This is a genomic window from Parvibaculum sp. MBR-TMA-1.3b-4.2, assembly GCF_053628815.1.
Map to the genome: position 1 here is coordinate 1951573 of NZ_JBRJHC010000001.1, position 22872 is coordinate 1974444.

Consider the following 22872-nt stretch of genomic DNA (forward strand, 5'->3'; position numbering starts at 1 on the left):
CCGCTCCTCAGTGCCCGTGAGTAGCGGAACCTTTTTCAGCCTCCGCCTTAAGTAGAAAACTGTTTTCCGAGACATAGACCTCGCCGGCAGACAGGCCGTTGATGATCTCCACATTCGTGCTGTCCTGACGCCCTAGCTGGACGCGACGCATCACAAAATGTCCTTCATCCCGCTGCACGAAGAGCATCGGATCGGTACCCTCAAACTGTATTGCGGATCTACGAACAACGATCTCTGCGCTGGTCGGCTCTCTCTCCACCGATGCACGCATATAGAGCCCCGGCTGGAGGTCCGACCGCTCGTTTGGGACGACCACCCGCGCGAGAAGGCTTTGAGTATCCTGCCGCGCGACCGGCGACATATAGCTGATAGTCGACACCCGCCGGTCCGCGCCTTCACTCGGATGAAAGCTGACGGTCTGGCCAAGCTCAATCTTGTCCGCGTCGTGTCGATGCACCTGAAGATCAAGCCAGACAGACGACAGATCTGCGATCACCATCAAGGGCTCTTCAAGTCCCGCGTAACTGCCCGTCACCACATTCCAGCGGATAATTTGTCCATCAATCGGCGACTTTATTGTGTAGGCTCGCAGACTTTCGTTGCTTTCTATGACGACAAGCTCATCACCTTTTTCAACGCTCTCACCCAATCGTGCCTTTGCTTCGACTACGACACCTTCGAAACGCGGCACGACATGAACCAGTCTTTCCATATTTGGCCTGATGACCCCGAACAGCTCCACCGAAGGGGTGATAAGATCGGAACCGGCGGTAGAAAGTGTGAGGTTCGCTGCCTCAAGCTGCGCGTCCGACAACTCAACAATGTTTTCTTTCTCGTGTTCGGCCTCGGAATTATGCTTGTCTGCGTTGCCTTCCTCATGCACCGACGCTTCCCGCTCGGGATGTTCCTGTTCGGCCGAAAAGGCCGGTGAAGCGACAGAAAAAAGTGCCGCCAGAAAAACCACCATTGCGGCAGAGCTCATCGAATTTGCGGGTTTGCTTTCGAACGCAATCATGACTTTTCTCCCTCTCGCGACATTTCCGAAGCGGCTGATTGATACGTGTCGCCGGTAAGCCCTTCTATTTCGATCAGGGAAAGTCGGCACGAGAGCACGGCCTCAACGGCTTGTTGAGCGCTGTCGATCTCCACCTGCAATGCGCCGAGGAGATCGAGCACACCAAAGCGGCCGAGGCGATAACCTTTGCGAATGGAACGCGCCGAGTCTCGCGCGGCCGGAAGCACGGTGTTGCGAAACCTTTTCGCCTCGAGGCAGCTACTTTGATATTCTTGGTAGGCCTTTCTCAGCCTCTCGGACAAAACAAGTTGCGTTTGCCTGACGGAAAGCCTGGCAGCATTGGTGCGCGCACCGGCCGCACGGATATTTCCCTGGTTTGCATCGGCAACCGGGATGGGAATAGACAACGAAATCAGGAAGGCGCTTTCGTCTATACCATTGAAATGGCGGGCACCGACTCCGATTGTGGGATCTGGAACAGCTCTGGACTTTTCCAGTGCATAGGCAGCGCTTCCTTCTTCCACTTTTGCCTTTTCAACACCGAGAATCGGATGTGCGTCGACTTTCTTTAGCAGCTCCCCAAGCCCGGGAAGATTTGTTGAGGCGAGAGCAAGAGAGCCAGTCGCCTTGAGCTTTCGGTAGCCATCCTCGTTCCAGAGAGTAAGAAGAGCCTGCCGTGCAATGATCAATCCCGATTGTGCGCGTTGAAGCCTGATGCCCGACAGTTCAAGGGCAAGCTCGCCCCGGTTGCTATCCGCTTCCGGCGACGCCCCCTTGCTAACCTTCTCACGAAGCGCACGCGCAGCATTTTTCATTTCCTTAGCGGCCCTGGACGCCAGGTCGACTTCTCGTTGCGCAGCGAGGAGGCGGACAAAAGCTTTCTTGGTTTTCACCTCAAGGTCGCGAACAACCAGATCCCTGTGCAGGCGGGCGCCCTCGTTGGCGGCCCGAGCGCGGCGCATACGGATTTCTCGCTTCCCGCCCAGTTCAATTTTCTGCGAGACCGCCGCCGTCAGATCAGCTTCTTTCAGACCTGTATACGCTCCTGAGCCGAAAGCATTTTCCGCCTCTATCGATAATTCGGGATTGGGTAGCAGACCGGCTTGTTCAAGATCGCCTTTACCGGCTTCTATTGCCGATTGCGCGATCGATAGGTTGAGATTGGCTGCGATTGCACGCTCCACAGCCTTGTTCATTGAAATAGTCTCTGCCGCACGGACAGGCGTCAGCACAAAGATGGAACAGCACACGAGCCATCCCATCCCCCGTGCCCGACATAGGGGAGAAAACATTCGTCACCTGTAGAAGAAGATTGGAAAGCGCCGATCGATGTCGGCACAGCTACAGCTATGACAGGATGTTTTGCGGGGGAGGTGTTTCGAAATCCAAAGGATGATCGCGAAGCTGGGAGTGCTTCGAGGATTTCACGTGGGCTGACGAAAGTCTTAGCGATCTGTTCGGTTCGGACCGCCAACCAAAATGCTCACCGATGTGGCAAACCTCGCACAGTATATCTCCCACGGAGACTGTATGCGTGCCTGAGGATTTCTCGATCGACACCTCATTGCCGGACGAAGCTGGCGCAACGGCAAAGTGCCGAGCACTTTCTGCCGCGCCCAACGTCACGCTCAACAAGAGTACAATCACTAGCCACTTGAACATTGCAGCAATATGCCTTCGTCAAGAGGCGAAGCCAACAGACAATTTGCGGAATTAGGTCAAGAGATCCTGCTTGGACGCGCTGGCGGGGTGCGTCCCAAGGACGCATGCGCAAAAACCCGCTGCTTCAACTCCGTCTTACAAAGAGAGTATCTGCGATTTAAAGGCGCTCGATACTCCCCATGGGGAGATCGTAAATGGCTAAAAACGGACCAGCGCGTCTGAGCACTATGGGGGCTCCACGCCCCGTCCCGTTGCATCACCGAGCTGCTCAGGCTCAAGTGATCAAAGGACACTGCTTCCAGCTGGATGAAACCTGGGGCTCACGTCATCGGCTCGTTCGTCCCGAATATCGGAAGGATAGGCCGAAGTTTGACGAGAAAATCCCAAGCCATGAGTAGAGCTCCAAGCGCGAACACGATATCGCCCGGCATGCGCATCCACTGCCAGAAGAGCGTTGTGTCGTAGAATTCCTGGCTTCGCGCATAGGCCAGACCGTGCTCATAGACGGCATCGAGTTGAGGCCAACCGATTGGGAAGAAGTTCAGGAATATCCACATCACCAGCCCGATATTGTAGAGCCAGAACGCCCAGCGCCCGACGCTCTCACCAAATTCGTGTCTCTCGCCCGCAATGTAGCGCAGGCAGAAATAGATGAGCCCGATACCGAGCAGACCAAATGCGCCGAACAAGGCGGTGTGCGCGTGGTTGAGCGTCAGGAACGTCGCATGCTCGTAGTAGTTCACCAGCGGGGCATTGAGCGTGCCGCCACCGAAAACGCCTGCCCCGACGAAGTTCCAGAATGCAGCACCGATGATATAGGTGTAGGCGAGCCCATATTTGAAATCGCCATGCGCCTGAATAAGACGACGCTGCTGGATTGCCTCGATGATGAGCAGCACCAGTGGTAACACCTCGATGAAGGAGAACATCGAGCCAAGCGGGACCCACATACCCGGCTCGCCGGCCCAATAAAGGTGATGTCCTGTCCCCAGCACGCCGCCAAGGAAGATCAGGATCAACTCGAAATAAACCGCACGTTCAGCAAGCCGGCGAGAGACCAAACCGACGGCCATCAGGAGATAGGCGCTGATGGCGGAGGCAAAGAATTCGAAGGACTGCTCCACCCAGAGATGCACCACCCACCAGCGCCAGAAGTCACTAATGGTGAAGGACTTCTCGATTCCGGTTAGCGGGATCATGCCGAAGACGTAGAGAAGGGCAATATTGACGGTCGAGGCCCAGAGCAGGTGCTCGAGCCGGATCCGCCCAGACCAGAACTGGCGCGTCGCCGCCCACAACGTCTCGCGTGTCGGCCACAAGGCGCGAAATACGAGCACGCTCCATATCGCCAGTCCGCCAAAGAATCCGATCTGCCAGGCACGCCCAAGCTGAATGTAGGACAGGCCCTGATTGCCAAACCAGAACCAGTGCTTGTCGATATACCCCATGATGCCGAGATAATTTCCAAGCAGCGCGCCCGCGACGATGAAAAGCGTCACCCAGAAGAGAATATCGACCAGAACAGCCTGCCCTTTTGCTTCCCGCCCGCTGATAGCGGGAGCCAGGAACAGCGCAGCCGCGATCCAGGATACACCGATCCAGACGATAGGCGCCTGGATATGCACGTCGCGCAGGAAATTGAACGGCAGATACTTGTCGATGGGAATACCATAAAAGGCCGCCCGCTCCGTGTAGTAGTGCGCCATGATGGAGCCGACGAGGATCTGCAGCAGAAGAACCGCCGCGACGACGAGGAAATATTTCCAGACGCGACGCTGGCTCGGCGTCAGTGGCTTGAATTCGCCAAGAACCGGATCCATCGGCGCGTTGTCCGGATCGTTCAGGAAGCGCTCGTAGATGAAGAGCACCACGCCAAAGGCGAAGAAGGTGAAACAGAAGCTGATCCAGGTCCAGCGGAAGGTACTTGTCGTTGGCGTATTACCTACCAACGGCTCGAACGGCCAGTTCTGGGTCCATGATGCATCCGTACCCGGCCGGCGCGCCACTGTGGTCAGCGAGGAATAGAGAAGGAAATCCGCCGTATATCCGGCGCTGGTCTCGTCAAGGCTATAGGCCTGCGTCCAGCCTCGCGCGAAATCGTGATGGAGGAGGGATTGGGTGATCTGCGCACGCCGCGTCGTGATCGCTTCGGCCAGAGCATCAGGCACCACAACTTTCTTTTGCGTGAGGTCGACGCCCTGCAGCACGGACTGCATTTCGGCCTTGACCACAGCGCGCTCAGCTGTCGGCAGCGTATCGAGTGCCTGGCCGTAGCGGGACCGCGCGATATTTGCTTCCGTCAGCTTTCCGAGCCTGACCAGATTGTCAGCCGTGTAGTCTTCGCCGAAATAGGAGCCCATACCATAAAGGCTGCCATAATCCATGAGGTCGGCTTTCTGGAAGCCTTCCTTGCCACGGACGATATCGTCGGCGGACATGAGGACCGTCCCGTCAGAACGCACAAAACTGTCGGGGAAGGGGGGCGCATCTCTATAGGTCAGCACCGTGACCCAGCCGAGTATGCCAAAGCAGATGACAGCAACCGCCAGCAACACCCATTTCAGGACATTGCTGACAGGATCTTCCGGCGCCTGATCGACGCCCGCCGCTTCGATAGCCATTATTCCCCTCCAGAAAAGTTCGGCGCGAGGGGGGAGCCCTCGCCGCCCGGTCGCGAAGAGACTCAACTAGAAGGCAAATTTCACCATTTGATTTGATATAAATCAAATTTTCGTGTGATTTATATCACGCGCATTCTGACCGCTGCGGCAGCGTGCGAAAAGAGAAAGGTACGAATTGAGCGTTTCTGTTTCCGTTGAAGACATCGACCAGCTCCCCCTCTTTGCGCAGATGACGTCGCCGGCGCGGGAGGAGCTGCTGCGCCATGCGGTCGTCCACAGCGCACCGGCGGGAACCGTTCTTTTCGAACAAGGGACGATGCCCACATTTCAGCATGTTCTTCTTGAGGGGGCGGCCCATCTGTTTGGCAGATCAAGCGAGGGAAAGGAGGTGCTGATCGAAGTGGTCGAACCGCCGGACCTCATCATTCCCGCCGCCGTGGTAACGAACTCGCCCTATCTCATGCAGGCACGCGTTCAGGAAGCGTCGCGCTTCCTGTTGATCCAGGCAGACGCCTTTCGACGCACCCTGCAACAGGATCCCGCTCTGTCGCATGCGCTTGTTGCCAGTCTCGCCGGTCAGTTCCGGCGCATGGTCCGTCAGATCAAGAACCTGAAACTGAGATCGGCTTCGCAGCGCGCGGGCTGCTACATCCTTGCGCTCCGGCGGAAACAGGGCGGCGGAAACCGCATCACCCTTCCTTACGAAAAGACTCTGATCGCCTCCGAACTGGGGCTCACGCGTGAAAGCTTTTCCCGGGCCCTTGCGTCCCTTCAACATGACGGTATCGAGGTCCAGGCAAACACCATCCTCATCCACGATGACGAACGTCTTGCGGCCGCCTGCGGACCCGACCCTTTGATCGACCCGGACGAAGAGCTCCACCTGTAAAGCAAACCACTCTACCTGCAAGACAGTCGCAGGCATTTCCCTCGCATGTATCGAAGCGGACAAGCAAAATGACAACAGTGACATTCATCTTTCCCGACGGAACGGAAAAGTCACTCCAGGTTCGCCCGGGCACGAATGTGATGGATGCTGCGGTTTCGAACGATATTGAAGGTATAGAAGCGAATTGCCGAGGGAACTGCGCCTGTTCAACGTGCCACGTATATGTTGATAACGAATGGCTTGAGCTGGTTGGCCCCGCATCGGGTATCGAAGAAGACATTCTCGATTTTGCGCCAAACGCGCGACCAGAAAGCAGATTAGGCTGTCAGATAAATCTGTCCCCCGCTCTGAATGGACTGAGACTGCATATTCCGGACTGGCAAAGATGGAACTGAGAGAGCTACACGGCGGCCTGAGGTACGGGAACGCCTCCAAGATTGAGGAAATACCATTAAAGAAAAGATTCTTGTCTCTTCAGGGCTAGCCGATAGCACCCATTATGGAATTGTCCGCTCACGTCGCACGGCCATTTTTTGCACAAGCCTTCTCGGGTGAGTTTCGAATATCCACAATTGCGCATCGGGACGACATTGTGCTCGCCTAGTTACGAGGCACATGGTTCGGACATTCTTTGTAGTAATCATATGGTCCGACTCTGTAGAAGTATCTAACGCCAACCTGTTTTCCGGGTTTCGGGAACTACCTGGCCTGCGTTTCAGCATATGCAGGACATCGCCCCCGCTCTCTCATTTCACGTCCGGCAGACATGGCGTGCCGCACAGAAATTCCGCATTGCGTCATCAGAGGTTCACGGCTCCTGTCACGCATCCAGATGAGTCCCGTGACACCGCTCAACATCGCAGCGAGCAAGACAATGAGCGGTCCTAGTTGTGAACCAGTTTCCAGAATGAGCCAGCTAGCGAGAACCGGAGTGGTTCCCCCCACGATCCCGAGACCAGTATTGAACACTATGGAGTAGGCGGTCAGGCGATCGTCCTCCGGAAACTGTTCGGTGAACAGCGCGGGAGCCGCCCCGAGCGGTACCGCAAGGAAGAGTCCCATGGCGACTTGACCTACCAATGCGGCGAATCCTCCGTCAGCGAGAATCCATGGCAACAGAAAAACGCCTGCTCCTCCGATTGCGAGGATCGCACCCGCGAGCAAATGCGTTCGCCTCACAAACCGATCTGAAATCCAGCCCGCCAGAGGAATAAACGGGATCAACAATGCCAACGTCAGGGTATTGATACGCATGGCACTATCGAGCGGGATTGTCGTGACCTGCGCTACCCAGGTCGGCAGATAGACGAGCGCAAGGTAGAACAATGCGCCATAGGACGAGGCGAACAGAACTCCCTGCACGGTTTCGCGACGATTGCAGCTAAACGCCTCCACGATAGGTGAGTTTCGGCAGCGGGCACTCTGGTATCGTTTGAAATGAGGCGACTCCGGCAAACCACGTCTTAGAACGATGGCTATCGCACCAAGCACTCCGCCAAAGATAAAGGGTATACGCCACCCCCATGAATGCATGGCGTCGGCGGTCAGCAAACTCGTCACAGCAGTGGCTGCGCCCGATCCCAACAGCATGCCGCACAGACTTCCAATGTTCGCCCAGCTTCCGGCAACACCCCGTCGGCCGGCGGGGGCGGTTTCCACTAGATAGGTCACGGATGTCGAGAACTCGCCGCCCACAGACAGCCCCTGCACCATGCGCACTAAAACGAGGAGAAGCGGAGCATACACTCCAGCCTGCGCGTAGACAGGCAAGAGACCCAGACACAATGTTGGAAAAGCCATCATTGCCACAGACAAAACCAATGTCCGACTCCGGCCAAATGTGTCGCCCATCCACCCAAATACAACAGAGCCCAAAGGCCTCATGATAAAGCCGACGGCAAACACACCGTAGGTCGCTATCAACGAGACCAGATGGTTGCTGTCAGGGAAAAACAACCCCGAGAGCACTGACGCCATAAAACCGTAGAGTGCAAAATCGTACCATTCGAGGATATTGCCGATGACACCTGCGAGCACCGCCGTGAGTCGATGCTCTTCATCGAGATCGAACAGTGCATTTCCATCCGCCATATTCACTCCCTGCCATATCGCTCGCCTACAACCATTTTCGTGCGGCCCAGCCAATTAACCCCTGAGCAAAGCGAAGCAGAGATATTTTCCCTCGCGGTTTCTGTACCACGCGCATCGCATGTTCAAGATCATCGAGGAATACGTCAGCCAGCTCGTGGTTCAGTCGGGATGACCGCGTCACGAGGTTGAGTTCATCATTGATGAACAGGCTTCTGTAATCGAGATTCGAGGTTCCGACACTTGCCCAGTCATCATCTATGACAATCGTCTTGGCGTGGAGCACACGTCCGCCGAACTCAAAAACCTTCACGCCGGCGCCCAGGAGAGATTCGTAGGAAAGCCGGGCAGCCCATTGAACAACAGAAACATCGCTCTTACCGGGAACCAGCAACCTCACATCCACACCTCGTAGCGCTGCGTTGCGAAGCCCCCGCTGCGTAGCCGCGTCCGGCACAAAATAGGGCGTCGTGATCCAGATTCTTTTTGTGGCCTCGCCAAGATGCTGCCGGAGAACACAGTGCCATCTGTATCGGCATCCGACACCGTAGTTTGGCAACAGCAGCGATCCGTCCACCCACTCCTCTTTGCCGCATTCTCTCCTTTCCTCGAAATCGTGGAAAAGCTGTTCCGCACGGGATGCCAGACGCCCGGTGAAACGCAAATGAGTATCTCGCCACCGTGTTCGGCCGATGCTCGTCCTAGAGCTTTCCTCTCCAACATTGAAGCCGCCGAGATAGGCAACCTCTCCATCGACTACGAGAAGCTTGCGGTGATCTCGTCGTCCGTAGCGGAACGGATGACGCCAACTCCAGCGTCCGTACCATTTCAACTGCACACCAGCTCTCCGGAGGGCGTCATGCGCGCTCCCCGGAAATGTGCCCCAGGATCCGAATGCATCCAATCTTGCTCGAACATCGACGCCCCGGCCGGCGGCTCCCGCGAATGCGTCCAGAAACCTTTGCCCAACACGGTCAGACCTGAAGATATAGACCTCGAATAATATCGACTTCGATGCGCTGGATATGTCACGCAGCATGCTTTCGAAGAGCTCATCGCCCTCTGTAAAAAGGCTGAATCTCGTCTGATCTCCGTTCATGGCCCTGTTGCGTTGATTGTACGGCCTACATTCTGTGGGGCTGGTAGACGATTCCGTTAGCTTTCTAGAGGGCGCGGACATACTCGACGATTCGCGCGACCTCACGATGCGACACCTGCGGCTGTGCGGGCATGTTTCCGTAGGGCCAGTGGTGCTGGCGGACGCCGTACTCGGCTGCCCTGAAAAATGCCTCATCGGCATGATGCCCGGGATTGTAGATCTGATGTACGAGCGGCGGCCCTTTACCGGTGCCGCTGGCATTACCGCCATGACACTCGGCGCAATTTCTGTCGAACGCTGCCTTGCCAAGAGCTGCATCGCCGGAAAGAGGCGGAACAACGACATCGCTCTTCGCAGAGTGCCCGCTTTCTTCTCCAAACATCCGCCATGCACCAATAACGACACCGCCTGCAATTACTGCAAGCACAGCATATGTAGGAAAATTTTTCACCATCGCTTGCTCCCTGTTGCCGTCAGCGAAAACGATACGCTGGAGCTGATGAATCCTTCATTGCATCAGTCATCACTACGCGCACTGGCACGGATGAACCGCCTGGTTCTCCATCCCCATTGACGTCTCGCGCGTCAGCCAGAATCCTGCGCCGAGCAGCATGGCGCCACCCAGCACCATCCCCGACGAGGGAATGTCACCAAAGACCAGATAACCAAGGAACGACGCCACGAGCGGCGACACGATGATGTCGATCAGGGCGTATATGTTTGCATCGAGAGTCTTCAGAACCATCGATATGCCGAGATAGGCGAACCCGGTGGAAACGACCCCCAGCCCAAAAACCCAAAGCAGAACCGGAACCGTCATGCCAAGGGGCTCATAGTATATGCCGTGCAGGATATCGCCGCCCCCGAACAGCAATGTCGAAGGGGAAAGCACGATCGCCGCAATCAGCATCGACCATGCGATATCGTTTCCGGCTTCCGACTTACCTTCATACCTCAGATAGGTGACCATGGCGGCGTACACTGCGCCATCTCCCAGCGCGACGAGATTGCCCGCCATCTCCCCGCCTTTCAGCGGGTTGGCAATGGCAACGCCAGCCAAGGCAACTAAAAAGATGAGGACATGACCGGGCCGCGCCTTCTCGCCCAGAAAGACTGCCGAGAAGATGAATGTGAAAAAGGGAGCAATACTCCAGAAGATGACGGCATTGGCAATCGGCACAAGCGTCATCGCGTAGTTGAACACGCTGATCTGCGCGGCGATCAGAACCCCGATCATTAATGTGTCCGTCAGATTGCCCCGGGGAAACCGCAACGGCTTGCCAGTTACGCGCGGCATGAAGCCGAACAGCAGTAAGGCCGCCAGAGAAAGCGCGTAGAAGTTAAGCGTCTGTATGGGTATGAGACCGCCGGTCAGCTTGACGAAAACCCCGATGGTCGCCTCGGAAATGGTGACAAGCGCGAGCAGAGAAACCGTTTGCGCCGTCATGCCGTGCCGGAACTCGTCGAGATGACGTCGATTGCCTCTGCGCCCGCCTCATCAAGACAGATATCCTCGATTTGCAGCGTCGCAAAAAAGAAGCCGTATTCCTGCTTAAGCAGGTGGTGAGCCTTGCGCAAAATGTCTCCACCCGACGCGTCCTTGTCGACCCGCATATGCGCGGAGAACACATATTTTCCGCTGGTCAGAGCCCAGGCATGGACGTGGTGCACATCCTTCACGCCATCAAGCTTCTGAAGCGCCGTGGCGATCTCACGCAGGTTCACGTCCGAAGGCGTTCCTTCCATGAGCAGACGCGTGGCGTCCTTGAGGATCGTCCAACTCGCCCAAAGCAACACGAAGCCGAACGCCATGCCGAGGATCGGATCGATAAGCAGAAAGCCGGTAAAACGAATGACCAGCGCCGCGACAATAATGATCAGACTTCCCACGAAGGTCTGTATGATGTGCCACAGCGCACCCTTGACATTGAGGTCGTTCCGGCTCTGACGCCACATCAGACCGAGAGAAATGATTTCAGTAAAAAGGCCGCCTGCTGCCGCCCAGAGCATCGGGCCGGTCGGCAGCTCGATGGGCGCTGTCAGCCGCATGCCGCCCATGACAATGACGACAAGCGCCATGCCCAGCAGGAAACCGCCATTTACGAATGCGCCGACAAGCTCGGCCCGATACCAGCCGTAACTCTGTTCTTCACTGGCGGGACGGCGCGCCACTCTCGCCGCGACGATTGCCACCACGACCCCGCCGACCGCCGAGAATGTGTGGAAGGCATCGGATATAACAGAGATGGAGCCCGTCCAGAATCCGATTCCCATCTCGATAAAGAAATAAACCCCCGTCAACCAGGCGGAAATCGCAAGTCCCCGGCCGCTTGAAGGCATATGGCCGGCATGCCCACCAGACATGTGAGTCATTCATTTTCCTTTCGGCATCAAGCGGGAGCCTGTCTCTCATCAACCCGTCTCTACCCGAGAGACGCGGTGACCATCACATGCAGCCCATGACAGGAAGGATCCGGTCTGCCGTCTCCCGCTGATCGTCCGACAAGGCGGCATAGAGCTTTTCGGCCGCCGGCTTCATCCCCTCGAGCGCCGAAAGACGCGTTTTCATCATCGAGATCTGCAGGTCCAGCATATTCACGGCGGAACGGTCTTCATTGCCCTTCTGGAACAGGCTGAACATCTGCTGATGCATGCCCGCCATGCTCTGGAAGTTTTCCTTGAGAGCATCCGCATAGGCAGACCAGGCAGCGCTCTGGTCGTCCGTGATCTTGAGTTCCGCCTTCAGGAAGGCGAGGCGTCCGTCCACATAGGTGTCGTAGTCACCGGACGCGCCGTAACCGCCCATGCCGCAGCCGGCGCCCATCATCCCGTAACCGCCGCCCATCATGGCGCCGGGACCATAGCCGCCACCGTAGCCCATCATATGGCCCTGGCCCGAACCCATCATGCCGGGTCCCATGCCGTAGCCGCCCATCATCCATCCGCCATTCTGACCGGAGGGATCATGCGCATAGGCTGTAGACGCCAACAGCGCCGTTACGACGCCCGCAAGGGCCGCTTTCCGAATATTCATCACGCTCTCCATGGATAAGTCTGGTTTCAGTAAACTCGCTCACTCGACCGCTCGCAGCATTGCGCGAGATCAACGAACATCACTCCCGATAAACCGCATACGGAATAACAGCGTTACATTTTCCGCATCGCGCGTGGCGCCATCAGCTCCCGGTGATATCGGCTTTCCTCTTCAGATACTCCTCGCGCGAAATTTCACCCTTCGCGTAGAGCAGGTCCAGGGCGGTCACAGGATCCTGACCTTGAGATTTCCCTCGATTGCCACCGGCAAAAAGGCGAACGAATCCTGCAATCAACGCCGCAAACAGCACAATCAGGAGAATGCCGAAAAGCCAGTGTCCTATCCCGAAAAATCCCATTCCGTATCCGGACATATGACCATAGCCGCTATCCGCTCCCGAACCGCCCATATACGCCGCGACGGGAACCGACCGGAGCAAAACGCCGGAAAAAGCGGCTGCAATTGACAGCGTACCCATTGTGTTCTCCATTTCTGCGTGCGAGGGGAAGCTTTCCGCTTCCCCTGCACGCTTTCACATGTATTGCATGGTGGACTGCAGACCTACCGGTTCAAATTCTGGCATGCCTGAGCCTGGGCACGATTTCCATTCATCATGCCGCCATTCATCATTTGGCCATGCTGCTCGAGCATCCGGGCACACATGTCCTGCATGCCTCCCATATGCTGCTGCATGCCCTGCCCCATCGGCATTCGCCCGTTTGTCTGCATCGGCTGGCCCCTGTGCATTTGCTGACCGGGACCCATTGATTGCTGGCCTGCATCCATTTGCTGTTGTCCCATGGGCATTTGCTGACCATTTTCCATCCCCATGCCTGCGGCGGATGCAATGCCGGGGGCAATAAGGACGGAAGCGAACAACGCGAATGCAGATGCAACTGCTGTAGCCTGCTTTTTCATTTTGATCTCCCTAGTTGGCCGGTTGCTTGCAGACGGAGCACCTGCACCGGCTGAGACGTGCTCCGTGTTCACCAGAACCTCAGAACCAGAGACGCAGGCCGACGACGAAGGTCGTAAGCTCGACGTCCCCACCGCCGGCGCGCGCCATGCTTGCCGTGCTGCCGAATTTTCTTTCCCAGTTGACGCCGATATAGGGCGCCAGTTCGCGCCGGATCTCGTAGCGAAGCCGCACGCCCGCTTCCGCGCTCGAGAGCCCTGCGCCCAGTTCCCTCTTCGGGTCGTCCTTGCTGTAGAACATGGCGTCCACACGGGGCGTCAAGACAAGCCGCTGGGTGAACATAATGTCGTAGCTCACCTCACCGCGCAGGGCGTAGTGCGCGTTATCGCTTGCATAGGCCGTAGCCTGAACTTCGAAGAAATTCGGTGCAAGCCCCTGAACCCCGAATGCCGCCCAGCTTCGCGACGCGGTGTTGCTGGCGAGGTCGGTGCGCACGCCCGCCTGAAGGTCCCAGTAATCGGCGACGGCCCGCGAATAGAGAAGCTCCGCCCGAACGCCGTCATATTTGGCGTCCGTCCGCTCGCCTTCCGTCTTGAACCAGAGCTTGTCGAGATCCGTCCCGCCCCAGCCCTGCACGTCCCATTTGAACGTGTTGAGGTCGCCGGGATTTCGGATTTCGAGCTGCTCCGCCATCAGAGCGTAGGTGACCGGATTGTCGTGAATGGTCGCAGGCCAGTCGGCAGGCGGCGCATCGGCGGTCGCGAGGTCTTTATCCGTGACACCCTCCGGATAGGCGTCCGCATTCGCCATACCGGGAAGCGCAAAGGCCGTCAGGACAAGTGTCGCAGCAAGAGCGACGTGTGATTTCCGGTTTTTCATGTCTGCTCTCCTCACGACACCGAAACCTTGCGGAACATGCCCGCATCCATATGGAAGACGAGATGGCAGTGATAGGCCCAGCCACCCGGCGCATCGGCATTCACGAAATAGTCGATGGCGTGACCGGGATTCACATTCACCGTGTGCTTGAGCGGACGGTGATCGCCCTGCCCGTTGTCGATTTCGCTCCACATGCCGTGAAGGTGGATCGGATGTGCCATCATCGTGTCGTTCACGAGCCGCACGCGAACCCGCTCGCCATAGCGCATGTGGATCGGGTCGGCGTCTGAGAATTTCACGCCGTTGAACGACCACATGTAGCGTTCCATATTGCCCGTCAGATGGAGTTCGATCTCGCGATCCGGATCCCGCGTGACCGGCACCTTGTTGACGCCGCGCAAATCCGCATAGGTAAGTACCCGACGGCCTTTCTTTCGCAGGCCAGGTCCCGGGTCGCTATAGGTGAGTGAAACGGAACTCGGTTGCATCACCGCGCCCGGCCCGTCTTCGGAAGCCGGATGCGTGACCTCGATCATGGCCGCAGCGGGCATGACTTTGCCGCCGGACGCATCCATGCCGTGCATTCCGCCCGCATGCGACATGCCGGCCATACCGGCATTATTGCCGCCCATCGGGGAGGCCTCGGTCACGCCAGACATGTCCTGCATGCCGCTCATCCCGGACATGCCAGCCATGCCACCCATATCCGCCATGGTCAGCATCGGACGCGGATCCATCGCGGGCACCTTGGCGCGCATGCCGGCACGCGGCGCTAGCGTGCCGAAGGCGTAGCCTGAACGGTCCATCGACTGTGCGAACACCGCATAAGGCCGGTCGTCTTCCGGCTCGACAATCACGTCATAGGTTTCCGCAACGCCCATCCGGAATTCGTCGACGGAAACCGGTTCGACATCGTTCCCATCCGCCGCGACGACCTTCATCTTGAGGCCCGGAATGCGGACATCGAAATAGGTCATGGAAGAGGCATTGATGAAGCGAAGGCGAATGCGCTCGCCCGGACGAAAGAGTGCCGACCAGCCTTCCGCAGGCGCCTTGCCGTTCATCAGATAGGTGTAGGTATAGGCCGTCACATCGGCGATGTCGGTCGGCGTCATGTTCATGGCGCCCCACATCAGCCGGTCGTCAAGCGTCGCGCCCAGCCCCTTCTCCGCGACATCCTTCGTGAAATCGAAGAACGTCCGCTGGCTGAAATTATAGTAGTCGGCCTGCTTCTTGAGATTGTCGAAGATCGCCGCGGGCTCCTCGTCGCTCCAGTCCGACAGCACGACCACATAGTCGCGATCGGCACGGATCGTCGGACCTTCTCTCGGCTCCACGATCAATGCGCCATAAACGCCCTTCGGCTCATGGAAGCCCGCATGGCTGTGATACCAATAGGTGCCGTGCTGGCGCAGCTTGAAGGCGTAAGTGTGCGTCTCGCCGGGCTTGATGCCGGCAAAGCTGATGCCCGGCACACCGTCCTGCGTCGCCGGCAACAGAAGCCCGTGCCAATGAATGGCCGCGAGGTCGGGGGTGGCGTTCTTCACGCGCAGACGCACCTCGTCGCCCTCGCGCAAGTGAAGAACCGGCGCGGGCACCTGCCCGTTGACGGCGATGGCGGTGGCGGGCGCGCCGGTGAAATTCACACCGAGCGGCGCGATAGAGAGATCGATATTCGTGCCCTTCAGCACCTCGCCGCCCGTGCCGAATTCGGATGCCCGGGCCGGACGCGTGGGAAGGCCGAGGCCTGCAAGCAACCCGCCCGCGGCCACGCCCTGCACGAAGCGCCGCCTCGAAAGAGCAACCGGCGGCATGCCATTGCGTGAAAACTGTTCGTTGTTGGTCATTATCCTCGCCTCAGTGAAAGGTCACCCGGCGGCGCGAGGCCGCCGGGATCCCGATTACCCGGATGTGAAGGTGAAAGTGCCCGTCATGCCGGCTGCGGCATGTCCGGGGATATTGCAGGAGAAGAGCAGCGGTCCATTTTCCGGCTGCTTTGTCGGAAACTGCCAAACCAGTTCCCGCGTTGTCCCCGGATCGACGAGCTGCGAGTTCGGGTCGTCATGCTTCATCATGCCAGCCCCGGACGCGCCGGGAGACGCCGGCGCCATGCCTGTTGGCGTCAGCATGCCGCTCTGCATCATCTCGAGCATCTCCTTGCGGTGCTCGGCATGCATCGGGCTGGTGCCGATGTTGAACTCGTGCAGGAGGTCGGTCTTGTTGGTCAGAACGAAACGAATCGTTTCGCCGGGCCGGACCTTTATTGAATCTGGCGAGAAGGCATAGGACGACAAATCGACCCTGATAACCTCGTCCACCTTCGATGGGTCGCCCGGCCGGCCTATGACCTTCGAGCCGCCGGCATGATCGTCTTCATGCATGGCTTCGCCACCCATATGGCTGCTTTCGGCTTCCATGTGGCCGGACATGCCGGCCCCTGCTTCACTCGCTCTGGCATTCATGGGCAGCACCGCCATGAATATGGCCACCCCCGCCGCGGTCATGGCGCGCGGCATCGTTCGTTTCGGAAACATCGAGAAAACCTCGTCTTTCGTTGATCGCTGGATAGGGCCCGCACGCGAAAAGTCGCGGCGCTATGCGGGCGCGGTGATCAGACGAAAGAACGCGGAGGTTGCCAGGGCGGCGTTCCCTTCCAGAGGTCCCGGCTGGAATACGAGCGGGGACGGACAGTCAGAAGAAGCGACGCCCTGATGGCCGAGAGGCCGAGAATCGGCTCGAAAACGAAACCGGTGGTGCACACAACACTATGACAGCAATGCACAGGCGCGGAGTCCCGATCCGTTGGTATGCCCGTGGACACCTCGCAATCTTCAGTAGCATCTATTGCAACGGCATCATCCGTATGGACCGGGCCCTCCATGGCATCGTGATGCGGACCGGTGTCGGCATGCGCGGGCTCAATCGCCCCGCCGGAGACCAGCAGAGCGGCGATCAGCACGCATGAGAGCGCTATGTCCCGCAGGAGTTTCATACCAACGCGGCCCGAAGCCATTTTCAACCTGAGCAAATCATAAACCTTCCATCAGCGGGAAGGTCAAGGGAATGCTATAAGCAAACTACGAAACAGCTTATTCCGCGCGAGTTCATCGAGGTCAGCGATCTCGCTTTCATCCGGATATGACGGGGAACTGGATGCTGTATTGGAGCTGGAAACAATGGATCAGCGAACCGAAGCGAGCGGTTCTCATGATCGCCGTTTATGCCGCCGTGCTCTCCCTCGTCCTACTCTTCGAGGGGTTGAGGGTCGGTATCCATGACGATCTTCGGCTGTTTCCTGCGTCACTTCCAGCGGATCTCGTAGCAATCGAAAGCGGGAATTCTTATTTCGCACTGGCTCCATCAAAGCTCCCCCAGCTTTCGAGGCTGAGGGCCGAGAGTGTGAACGGAGTAGCGAGCGTTTCGCCAGTCATGCTTCTGCCTGTCATCCTGAACGAGAGCGGTCGCAGAACGCCGGCCATGTTGCTCGCGTTCGACGATGCTGGCGGTCCCCCCTCTCTGGCATCAGGGCGTATGCCCACCCCCGCCCCCGAAATTGTGCTCGACAAAAACCTTGCCGCGCTTCACGGGATCGTGCTCGGCGACAAGGTCAGGGTACTCGACAACAAACTGACCGTCGTCGGGCTGTCATCCGGCAGCACCTCGCCATTCACACCCTATGTGTTCGTGACATATGACCGGCTTATCGATATGGCGCTGGACGCCGAACTCCCCTTCGCTACGGGAGACATATCACTTGTCTCAGCGCTGCTTGTCGAGGTGATCCCGGGGCAGGATATCGGTTCTGTCCGCGCCGCCCTGGAACGAGCGCTTCCGGATGCTGATATCTTCACGCCGACCGAACTTGGCGAGGCGGACGCAGCATTCGGGGACAGACTGATCGGCCCGGTCCTGTATCTCGTTTCCGGCATTGCCTGGGTCATCGCACTTCTCACCATGAGCATGCTCCGCTATGGCGAGGTGCGCTCTCAGCTTCGCGCGTTCGGCATTCAAAAGGCCCTGGGCGCGCGCCCCTTGTGGCTTGCAGGGACTCTCCTGTGCGGTGGCTTGATTCTTTTCGCATTCAGTCTTCCGCCGGCCGTCCTTCTTGCAACGCTGCTCGCTCGTGCCGTATCGCTTTGGGATCCGCTGTATGGCGCCCGCATTGTCGATATGGCGGTCCTCGCCCAGGGCATCGGTGTGATGTTCATGGCATCGATCGCCGGTAGCCTTTTCCCGATGCGGACGCTGCTGCGCCTCGACCCCGCTGTCGTCTTTCAGAGGTAGGGCAATGTTTTACTGGAGCGTCAAATCACTGCTCGTCGAGAAATGGAGCGTCCTGACCGCGGCCTGCGGTATCGCGCTTGCCCTTCTCCTGGCCCTTTATCTTGATGCGGTGTTTCGAGGTGAAGCCGACCAGATCGTGACCTTCATCGAACGAACACCCGGCGACGTCTGGGTCTTGCAGGACGGCATCAGCGACCTCCACATGGCACGATCGCGGCTCAACGAAAACGCCATCTATGCCGTTCGACAGGTCGAGGGTGTGGCCGGCGTAACCCGTTTTCTCTATCGCGACAGTCTGATCGGTCCCAATGGGCAGGAAAAACTCGCATATGTTGTCGGTATCCCTTCAGCGTCAGAAGCCAGATCCGCATGGGAACGGGCAACCGGGTGGACTGCGCCCACGCCCGGCCATGTTGTCCTGCCAGCGCCGATGGCCAGGGCACAGGACCTGCAACCGGGTGACAGGGTGCGTGTCGGAGATGAGAGCTTTATCCTTTCCGGCGTTTCCCGAGGGACCTATTCAATGGCCAATCCCCTTATCTTTCTGGATGAGACAGATGCACGAAATCTGTTCGATATGGGAGACGGCGCCAATGTGCTGCTTGTGTTTGCCCGACCGGATACATCACCGTCCGACCTTGCAGCGCGGATCAATCACGAAGTCGAGAAGGCCTCCGCCCTTACACCGCAAGCCCTTCGACACAACGACTTCAATCTTGCGATGAGGATGGGCGGCGCGCTTATCGGCGTTCTGGAGGTCATGGGGCTCGCTGTAGCGGGCCTCATCGTCATCTTCACCGCCTTTGTTTTTTCCTCGAACCACCGACGGGAATTCGCAATCGCGAAGGCACTCGGGGCACCGACGAAACAGCTTGCCGGATCCGCACTGGCGCAGACCGCCGTCGTCTCATTCCTCGGAATAGTCATTGGAGCTCTCGTCACCTACCCGCTGGAGGCTGGGCTGCGTCACTGGGTGCCCGGCATCGCGGTGAGCTTCTCTTCCATAACGGTGCTCGTTTTGGGAACGGCAACTCTCTGCCTCGCGCTGCTCTCAGCGTTGTTGCTGCTTCGCTACGTGCTGAGCGTCGATCCTATGCTCGTGTTTCAGGACTAGGAGGAGCGGATGGCCGAAGAGATCCTCGCTGCACAGAACCTCATCAAGCATTTCGGGTCAGGCGACGCGCTGGTTCGTGCCGTCGATGGCGTAAGCCTGAAGGTCAACAAGGGGGACCTGGTACTGATCAAGGGGCCATCCGGTTCGGGTAAGACAACATTGCTGTCCATGCTTGGCGGACTGCTGAAACCCACGTCAGGTACCGTCACTCTACTGGACCGGAAACTCACGGGAAGGAACGAAGGCGAACTGGCCTCCATGCGCTCCAGCGAAATCGGCTTTGTTTTCCAGGCCTACAACCTGCTGTCCGCCATCAGTGTGGCGGAAAACATTGTGTTTCCGGCGCGGCTTTCTGGCCAAAGTATGGAGAAGGCTCGCGAGCGAGCAGATCACCTGATCGACAGACTTGATCTCTCACATCGTCGAGACGCACGGCCCGACAGGCTCTCCGGTGGCGAGAAGCAGCGAGTTGCCGTCGCCAGAGCCCTTATCAACGACCCGCCGATTATTCTGGCGGATGAACCGACAGGCAATCTGGATTCCCAGAGAGGGCTCGAAGTGGCAATGCTACTTCAGGAAATCGCGAAAGAAGATGGACGTGCCGTGGTGATCGTCACGCATGATGAACGGATTGAGGATATCGCCGACCACATCCTGTGGCTGGAAGACGGAAGGTTGCGCGACCGCAAGGCCGAACCACATGAATGGGCTCGCGATCCGGTCTGCGGCATGCGCGTAGATCGCTGGGTGGCAACTTCCTCGGCACGGTACGGTGATAAAGAGTTTGTCTTCTGCTCGGAACGCTGCAGGGAGAAGTTTCTGACCGAACCAAACAAATACCTTCCCGCTACCTAGCTCGCTTCTGTTCGGGGAGGGCTTACTGCCACATGTGGACTTTGACACGCCCCCCGACTTGTACTCGCCCTGTCATGCCTCGTGTGCCGCATACGCTCCTTACGGCAACACCCGCGAAACGAAAGTTATTCGAGGTGCAACCTTGCTTTATTCTGCCCTTCTCACGGTCTCTATCTTTTTTATCACGGCGCTCATTCACCTCGGATGCCTTCGATGGTGCTCCAGCGGTATGGCATCAATTCCGTTAACCCCCTCTGCGCGCGTTCTGGCAGTCGCCGCTGCACTCTTCGCTGCTCATATGGCAGAAATTTCATTCTACGCAGGAGCCTATGCGCTAGCAGAGCACGTGTTTTTCATCGGAGGCTTCATTGGCAAACAATTCATGGCCCCGCTTGACTACTTCTACTTTTCAGCGACTACCTATACATCGCTGGGAATCGGCGACATCTTTCCGACCGGACACATACGTTTTCTGACCGGCGTTGAGGCGCTCAACGGTCTTCTGCTCATCGCATGGTCCGCCTCATTTCTATTCACGCTAATGAACAGGATTTGGGATTGGCAGCCCTGCGCTCGCCCTTAATGCTGAAACAGCTCGATTGAAAATATCCCCCCAGTTGCTCCACGTATCCTTCGATACGGTTAGCGCAAATATCTGGGAGCCATCCGAACCGACTCACATCAATAGTTTTTCTGCATAAGTCCGGAGCGGATCAGCCTCCAAAGGAGTGTGTCCCGGGCTGACGTCAACGCATGAAACTGGAACGGCGGAACCTCAGCGAGAGTCAATTTCCGCTGCTTCGGGGACACAACTGATGTCCGCTTCATACGCCCGACTGGTCATCTACATGCTGAGGCATCAGCCAGTGTGCCAAGTAAAACCGTTCGTAGATGAAGACCGCGACGATACCCGCGCTTGCATAGGCAACGATAGCGGGATCGCTTTGTAGCTTCATCATTGTAAAAGCCGCCAGGACCAAAGTGTCGAAGGCCAGCGCAACCACTAGTACAGGTACCTTGGCGCCGACTTCACGTCGGCGGAATTTTAAGACACCAAAATGCACGACCATGTCCATCACGAGGTAGAAAAATGCTCCGAGCGAGGCGATCCGGCCAAGATCAAACAGGATCGTCAACGTCGACGCGATCACGACCGTGTAAACTAGCGTATGTCGCTGGATGGGCCCCGACATTCCGAAATGGCTATGCGGGATCATCTTCATATCGGTGAGCATCGCGAGCATCCGTGACACTGCGAAAACGCTGGCGAGCACAGCCGTGGCCGTGGCCACCACAGCCAACAGAACCGTGAGCAGAAAGCCAATCTCGCCTAAGGCCGGAGCAGCCGCCTCCGCCAGCGAGTAGTCGCGTGCAGCCTTAATCTGATCAATGGTAAGGCTGGACCCCACACCGAAGGCCACCAGCAGATACACCACGACGCAAAGCCCGATCGATATCAAGATTGCGCGCCCAACATTTCGATGTGGATCAGTGATCTCGGCACCGCTGTTCGTGATCGTTGTGAAGCCTTTGAAAGCCAGGATAGCCAATGCAACTGAAGCGATGAAACCTGTGATGCCAAAGCTATCTCCACTCTGCGAGGTTGCTGAAAATTCAATCCCACTCGACCACAGAGCCGCTACCCCGAATAGTGCAATGCCACCGATCTTGATCGCCGCCATGACCAGGGAAAACAAGCCAATCGATCGGTTGCCCGCGATGTTCACCAGAAATGCGAATATAATCACCGTGACGGCAAGAATCGGTACCAACGGCCCTCCGTTGATATCGAAGGGTCGCAAAAGATAGGTAGCGAATGTTCGCGCGACGAGGCTTTCGGCGATAACCATGCTGAGTGCCATAAGCAAGGCGGCACCCGCCGCGACAGCCCCGGGGCCGTAACATTTTTGCAGGATCATCGCGATCCCGCCTGCAGACGGCCAAGCGTTTGACATCTTTATATAGCTGTACGCGCTGAATCCTGTGACGATCGCGCCCACAATGAAAGCCAAGGGAAAAATTGGTCCGGCAAGCTCAGCAATTTGCCCTGTGAGAGCGAATATACCCGCACCGATCATCACACCAGTGCCCATAGCGACGGCACCACCAAGCGTTATCGAACCCGCTTTGTAACCCTCATCGCCATGGCTATGTTTCATTTCATCCATTTGTTCCAGCTAATATTCACTCTCGCCACTAAGAGGGAGCGGCAAAATGTCGTTGTGGGCTAATACCCCTGCATCGTCCCCTGGTGGAAAGTTCGTTTTGGATGGTGATGCCATCGACATTTGGATCATAGCAACGGATCGATTGTCCCCGGGATGACTATATCTCCGACGACGAGTTACACGAAGTCATGCAGCATTTTGGCGCACCCGTCTCCATCTTTGACAGCTTCTTTGGAAACTCCGGCACC

The 22872-nt window shown here is 57.6% G+C and carries 21 protein-coding genes; 6 read left to right on the forward strand and 15 right to left on the reverse strand.

Features of this window, described 5'->3' with window-relative positions; translation table 11 throughout:
- Window positions 1-7 precede the first annotated feature (7 nt).
- The 3 genes from ACSSVQ_RS09390 to ACSSVQ_RS09400 form a co-directional block, all read right to left on the reverse strand.
- Window positions 8-1015, reverse strand: coding sequence for an efflux RND transporter periplasmic adaptor subunit (locus tag ACSSVQ_RS09390; protein ID WP_167095861.1), 1008 nt, complete (start codon window positions 1013-1015; stop codon window positions 8-10).
- Window positions 1012-2211 carry a TolC family protein gene (locus ACSSVQ_RS09395; RefSeq protein ID WP_167095863.1) on the reverse strand — a complete coding sequence of 400 codons (1200 nt, stop codon included), beginning with the start codon at window positions 2209-2211 and terminating at the stop codon, window positions 1012-1014. The genes ACSSVQ_RS09390 and ACSSVQ_RS09395 overlap by 4 nt, the downstream gene beginning before the upstream one ends.
- Window positions 2212-2997: 786 nt before the next feature.
- Complete coding sequence (locus ACSSVQ_RS09400) at window positions 2998-5298, reverse strand: nitric-oxide reductase large subunit (protein ID WP_167095865.1); 2301 nt, start codon at window positions 5296-5298, stop codon at window positions 2998-3000.
- A 175-nt stretch (window positions 5299-5473) separates the two neighbouring features.
- On the opposite strand from ACSSVQ_RS09400, the gene ACSSVQ_RS09405 reads away from it, so the two are divergent.
- A complete protein-coding gene (locus tag ACSSVQ_RS09405; RefSeq protein WP_246220593.1) occupies window positions 5474-6187 on the forward strand; it encodes a cyclic nucleotide-binding domain-containing protein in 714 nt (237 codons plus the stop codon).
- A gap of 68 nt (window positions 6188-6255) precedes the next feature.
- Window positions 6256-6582, forward strand: a complete 327-nt coding sequence (locus tag ACSSVQ_RS09410) for a 2Fe-2S iron-sulfur cluster-binding protein (RefSeq protein WP_167095866.1) — start codon at window positions 6256-6258, stop codon at window positions 6580-6582.
- A gap of 304 nt (window positions 6583-6886) precedes the next feature.
- Here the strand turns inward: ACSSVQ_RS09410 and ACSSVQ_RS09415 are convergent, their stop codons facing one another.
- The 11 genes from ACSSVQ_RS09415 to ACSSVQ_RS09465 all read right to left on the reverse strand — a co-directional run bounded on the left by ACSSVQ_RS09415 (window position 6887) and on the right by ACSSVQ_RS09465 (window position 16737).
- Window positions 6887-8278 carry an MFS transporter gene (locus ACSSVQ_RS09415; RefSeq protein ID WP_167095868.1) on the reverse strand — a complete coding sequence of 464 codons (1392 nt, stop codon included), beginning with the start codon at window positions 8276-8278 and terminating at the stop codon, window positions 6887-6889.
- 25 nt (window positions 8279-8303) lie between these two features.
- Complete coding sequence (locus ACSSVQ_RS09420; protein ID WP_167095870.1) at window positions 8304-9374, reverse strand: phospholipase D-like domain-containing protein; 1071 nt, start codon at window positions 9372-9374, stop codon at window positions 8304-8306.
- Between the two features lie 64 nt (window positions 9375-9438).
- Window positions 9439-9828, reverse strand: coding sequence for a c-type cytochrome (locus ACSSVQ_RS09425; RefSeq protein WP_454182588.1), 390 nt, complete (start codon window positions 9826-9828; stop codon window positions 9439-9441).
- A gap of 72 nt (window positions 9829-9900) precedes the next feature.
- Window positions 9901-10821: a DMT family transporter gene (locus ACSSVQ_RS09430; RefSeq protein ID WP_167095874.1), complete on the reverse strand. Its 921-nt coding sequence runs from the start codon at window positions 10819-10821 to the stop codon at window positions 9901-9903.
- A complete protein-coding gene (locus ACSSVQ_RS09435; protein WP_167095876.1) occupies window positions 10818-11747 on the reverse strand; it encodes a cation diffusion facilitator family transporter in 930 nt (309 codons plus the stop codon). The genes ACSSVQ_RS09430 and ACSSVQ_RS09435 overlap by 4 nt, the downstream gene beginning before the upstream one ends.
- A gap of 73 nt (window positions 11748-11820) precedes the next feature.
- The gene (locus tag ACSSVQ_RS09440) at window positions 11821-12408 is read right to left on the reverse strand and encodes a Spy/CpxP family protein refolding chaperone (RefSeq protein WP_167095878.1); all 588 of its coding nucleotides are present in this window, start codon (window positions 12406-12408) and stop codon (window positions 11821-11823) included.
- Between the two features lie 142 nt (window positions 12409-12550).
- Window positions 12551-12886 (reverse strand): SHOCT domain-containing protein, encoded by a 336-nt coding sequence (locus ACSSVQ_RS09445; RefSeq protein WP_205305383.1) that lies wholly within the window; start codon window positions 12884-12886, stop codon window positions 12551-12553.
- A gap of 83 nt (window positions 12887-12969) precedes the next feature.
- Window positions 12970-13326 carry a hypothetical protein gene (locus ACSSVQ_RS09450; protein ID WP_167095880.1) on the reverse strand — a complete coding sequence of 119 codons (357 nt, stop codon included), beginning with the start codon at window positions 13324-13326 and terminating at the stop codon, window positions 12970-12972.
- Between the two features lie 79 nt (window positions 13327-13405).
- Window positions 13406-14203, reverse strand: a complete 798-nt coding sequence (locus ACSSVQ_RS09455) for a copper resistance protein B (protein WP_167095882.1) — start codon at window positions 14201-14203, stop codon at window positions 13406-13408.
- An 11-nt stretch (window positions 14204-14214) separates the two neighbouring features.
- Window positions 14215-16050 carry a copper resistance system multicopper oxidase gene (locus ACSSVQ_RS09460; protein ID WP_281356711.1) on the reverse strand — a complete coding sequence of 612 codons (1836 nt, stop codon included), beginning with the start codon at window positions 16048-16050 and terminating at the stop codon, window positions 14215-14217.
- 54 nt (window positions 16051-16104) lie between these two features.
- On the reverse strand, window positions 16105-16737 hold the full coding sequence (locus tag ACSSVQ_RS09465; protein ID WP_205305384.1) for a cupredoxin domain-containing protein: 633 nt from the start codon (window positions 16735-16737) through the stop codon (window positions 16105-16107).
- A gap of 619 nt (window positions 16738-17356) precedes the next feature.
- On the opposite strand from ACSSVQ_RS09465, the gene ACSSVQ_RS09470 reads away from it, so the two are divergent.
- The 4 genes from ACSSVQ_RS09470 to ACSSVQ_RS09485 all read left to right on the forward strand — a co-directional run bounded on the left by ACSSVQ_RS09470 (window position 17357) and on the right by ACSSVQ_RS09485 (window position 21039).
- Window positions 17357-18487 carry an ABC transporter permease gene (locus ACSSVQ_RS09470; protein ID WP_167095884.1) on the forward strand — a complete coding sequence of 377 codons (1131 nt, stop codon included), beginning with the start codon at window positions 17357-17359 and terminating at the stop codon, window positions 18485-18487.
- A 4-nt stretch (window positions 18488-18491) separates the two neighbouring features.
- Window positions 18492-19601, forward strand: coding sequence for an ABC transporter permease (locus ACSSVQ_RS09475; protein ID WP_454182593.1), 1110 nt, complete (start codon window positions 18492-18494; stop codon window positions 19599-19601).
- A 9-nt stretch (window positions 19602-19610) separates the two neighbouring features.
- Window positions 19611-20456 carry an ATP-binding cassette domain-containing protein gene (locus ACSSVQ_RS09480; RefSeq protein ID WP_454182595.1) on the forward strand — a complete coding sequence of 282 codons (846 nt, stop codon included), beginning with the start codon at window positions 19611-19613 and terminating at the stop codon, window positions 20454-20456.
- A gap of 229 nt (window positions 20457-20685) precedes the next feature.
- Entirely contained in the window at window positions 20686-21039 is a 354-nt protein-coding gene (locus ACSSVQ_RS09485; RefSeq protein WP_167095902.1) for a potassium channel family protein, read from the forward strand.
- A 241-nt stretch (window positions 21040-21280) separates the two neighbouring features.
- On the opposite strand, the gene ACSSVQ_RS09490 is transcribed toward ACSSVQ_RS09485, so the two are convergent.
- The gene (locus ACSSVQ_RS09490; RefSeq protein ID WP_205305385.1) at window positions 21281-22624 is read right to left on the reverse strand and encodes an APC family permease; all 1344 of its coding nucleotides are present in this window, start codon (window positions 22622-22624) and stop codon (window positions 21281-21283) included.
- Window positions 22625-22872: the final 248 nt, after the last annotated feature.

Bases quoted from the DNA above. Each gene is read 5' to 3' on its own strand.
- ACSSVQ_RS09390 (WP_167095861.1), bottom strand. From the start codon at position 1,015: ATGATTGCGTTCGAAAGCAAACCCGCAAATTCGATGAGCTCTGCCGCA.
- ACSSVQ_RS09395 (WP_167095863.1), bottom strand. From the start codon at position 2,211: ATGAACAAGGCTGTGGAGCGTGCAATCGCAGCCAATCTCAACCTATCG.
- ACSSVQ_RS09400 (WP_167095865.1), bottom strand. From the start codon at position 5,298: ATGGCTATCGAAGCGGCGGGCGTCGATCAGGCGCCGGAAGATCCTGTC.
- ACSSVQ_RS09410 (WP_167095866.1), top strand. From the start codon at position 6,256: ATGACAACAGTGACATTCATCTTTCCCGACGGAACGGAAAAGTCACTC.
- ACSSVQ_RS09415 (WP_167095868.1), bottom strand. From the start codon at position 8,278: ATGGCGGATGGAAATGCACTGTTCGATCTCGATGAAGAGCATCGACTC.
- ACSSVQ_RS09420 (WP_167095870.1), bottom strand. From the start codon at position 9,374: ATGAACGGAGATCAGACGAGATTCAGCCTTTTTACAGAGGGCGATGAG.
- ACSSVQ_RS09425 (WP_454182588.1), bottom strand. From the start codon at position 9,828: ATGGTGAAAAATTTTCCTACATATGCTGTGCTTGCAGTAATTGCAGGC.
- ACSSVQ_RS09430 (WP_167095874.1), bottom strand. From the start codon at position 10,821: ATGACGGCGCAAACGGTTTCTCTGCTCGCGCTTGTCACCATTTCCGAG.
- ACSSVQ_RS09435 (WP_167095876.1), bottom strand. From the start codon at position 11,747: ATGACTCACATGTCTGGTGGGCATGCCGGCCATATGCCTTCAAGCGGC.
- ACSSVQ_RS09440 (WP_167095878.1), bottom strand. From the start codon at position 12,408: ATGAATATTCGGAAAGCGGCCCTTGCGGGCGTCGTAACGGCGCTGTTG.
- ACSSVQ_RS09445 (WP_205305383.1), bottom strand. From the start codon at position 12,886: ATGGGTACGCTGTCAATTGCAGCCGCTTTTTCCGGCGTTTTGCTCCGG.
- ACSSVQ_RS09450 (WP_167095880.1), bottom strand. From the start codon at position 13,326: ATGAAAAAGCAGGCTACAGCAGTTGCATCTGCATTCGCGTTGTTCGCT.
- ACSSVQ_RS09455 (WP_167095882.1), bottom strand. From the start codon at position 14,203: ATGAAAAACCGGAAATCACACGTCGCTCTTGCTGCGACACTTGTCCTG.
- ACSSVQ_RS09460 (WP_281356711.1), bottom strand. From the start codon at position 16,050: ATGACCAACAACGAACAGTTTTCACGCAATGGCATGCCGCCGGTTGCT.
- ACSSVQ_RS09465 (WP_205305384.1), bottom strand. From the start codon at position 16,737: ATGTTTCCGAAACGAACGATGCCGCGCGCCATGACCGCGGCGGGGGTG.
- ACSSVQ_RS09470 (WP_167095884.1), top strand. From the start codon at position 17,357: ATGCTGTATTGGAGCTGGAAACAATGGATCAGCGAACCGAAGCGAGCG.
- ACSSVQ_RS09475 (WP_454182593.1), top strand. From the start codon at position 18,492: ATGTTTTACTGGAGCGTCAAATCACTGCTCGTCGAGAAATGGAGCGTC.
- ACSSVQ_RS09480 (WP_454182595.1), top strand. From the start codon at position 19,611: ATGGCCGAAGAGATCCTCGCTGCACAGAACCTCATCAAGCATTTCGGG.
- ACSSVQ_RS09485 (WP_167095902.1), top strand. From the start codon at position 20,686: ATGGCATCAATTCCGTTAACCCCCTCTGCGCGCGTTCTGGCAGTCGCC.
- ACSSVQ_RS09490 (WP_205305385.1), bottom strand. From the start codon at position 22,624: ATGGATGAAATGAAACATAGCCATGGCGATGAGGGTTACAAAGCGGGT.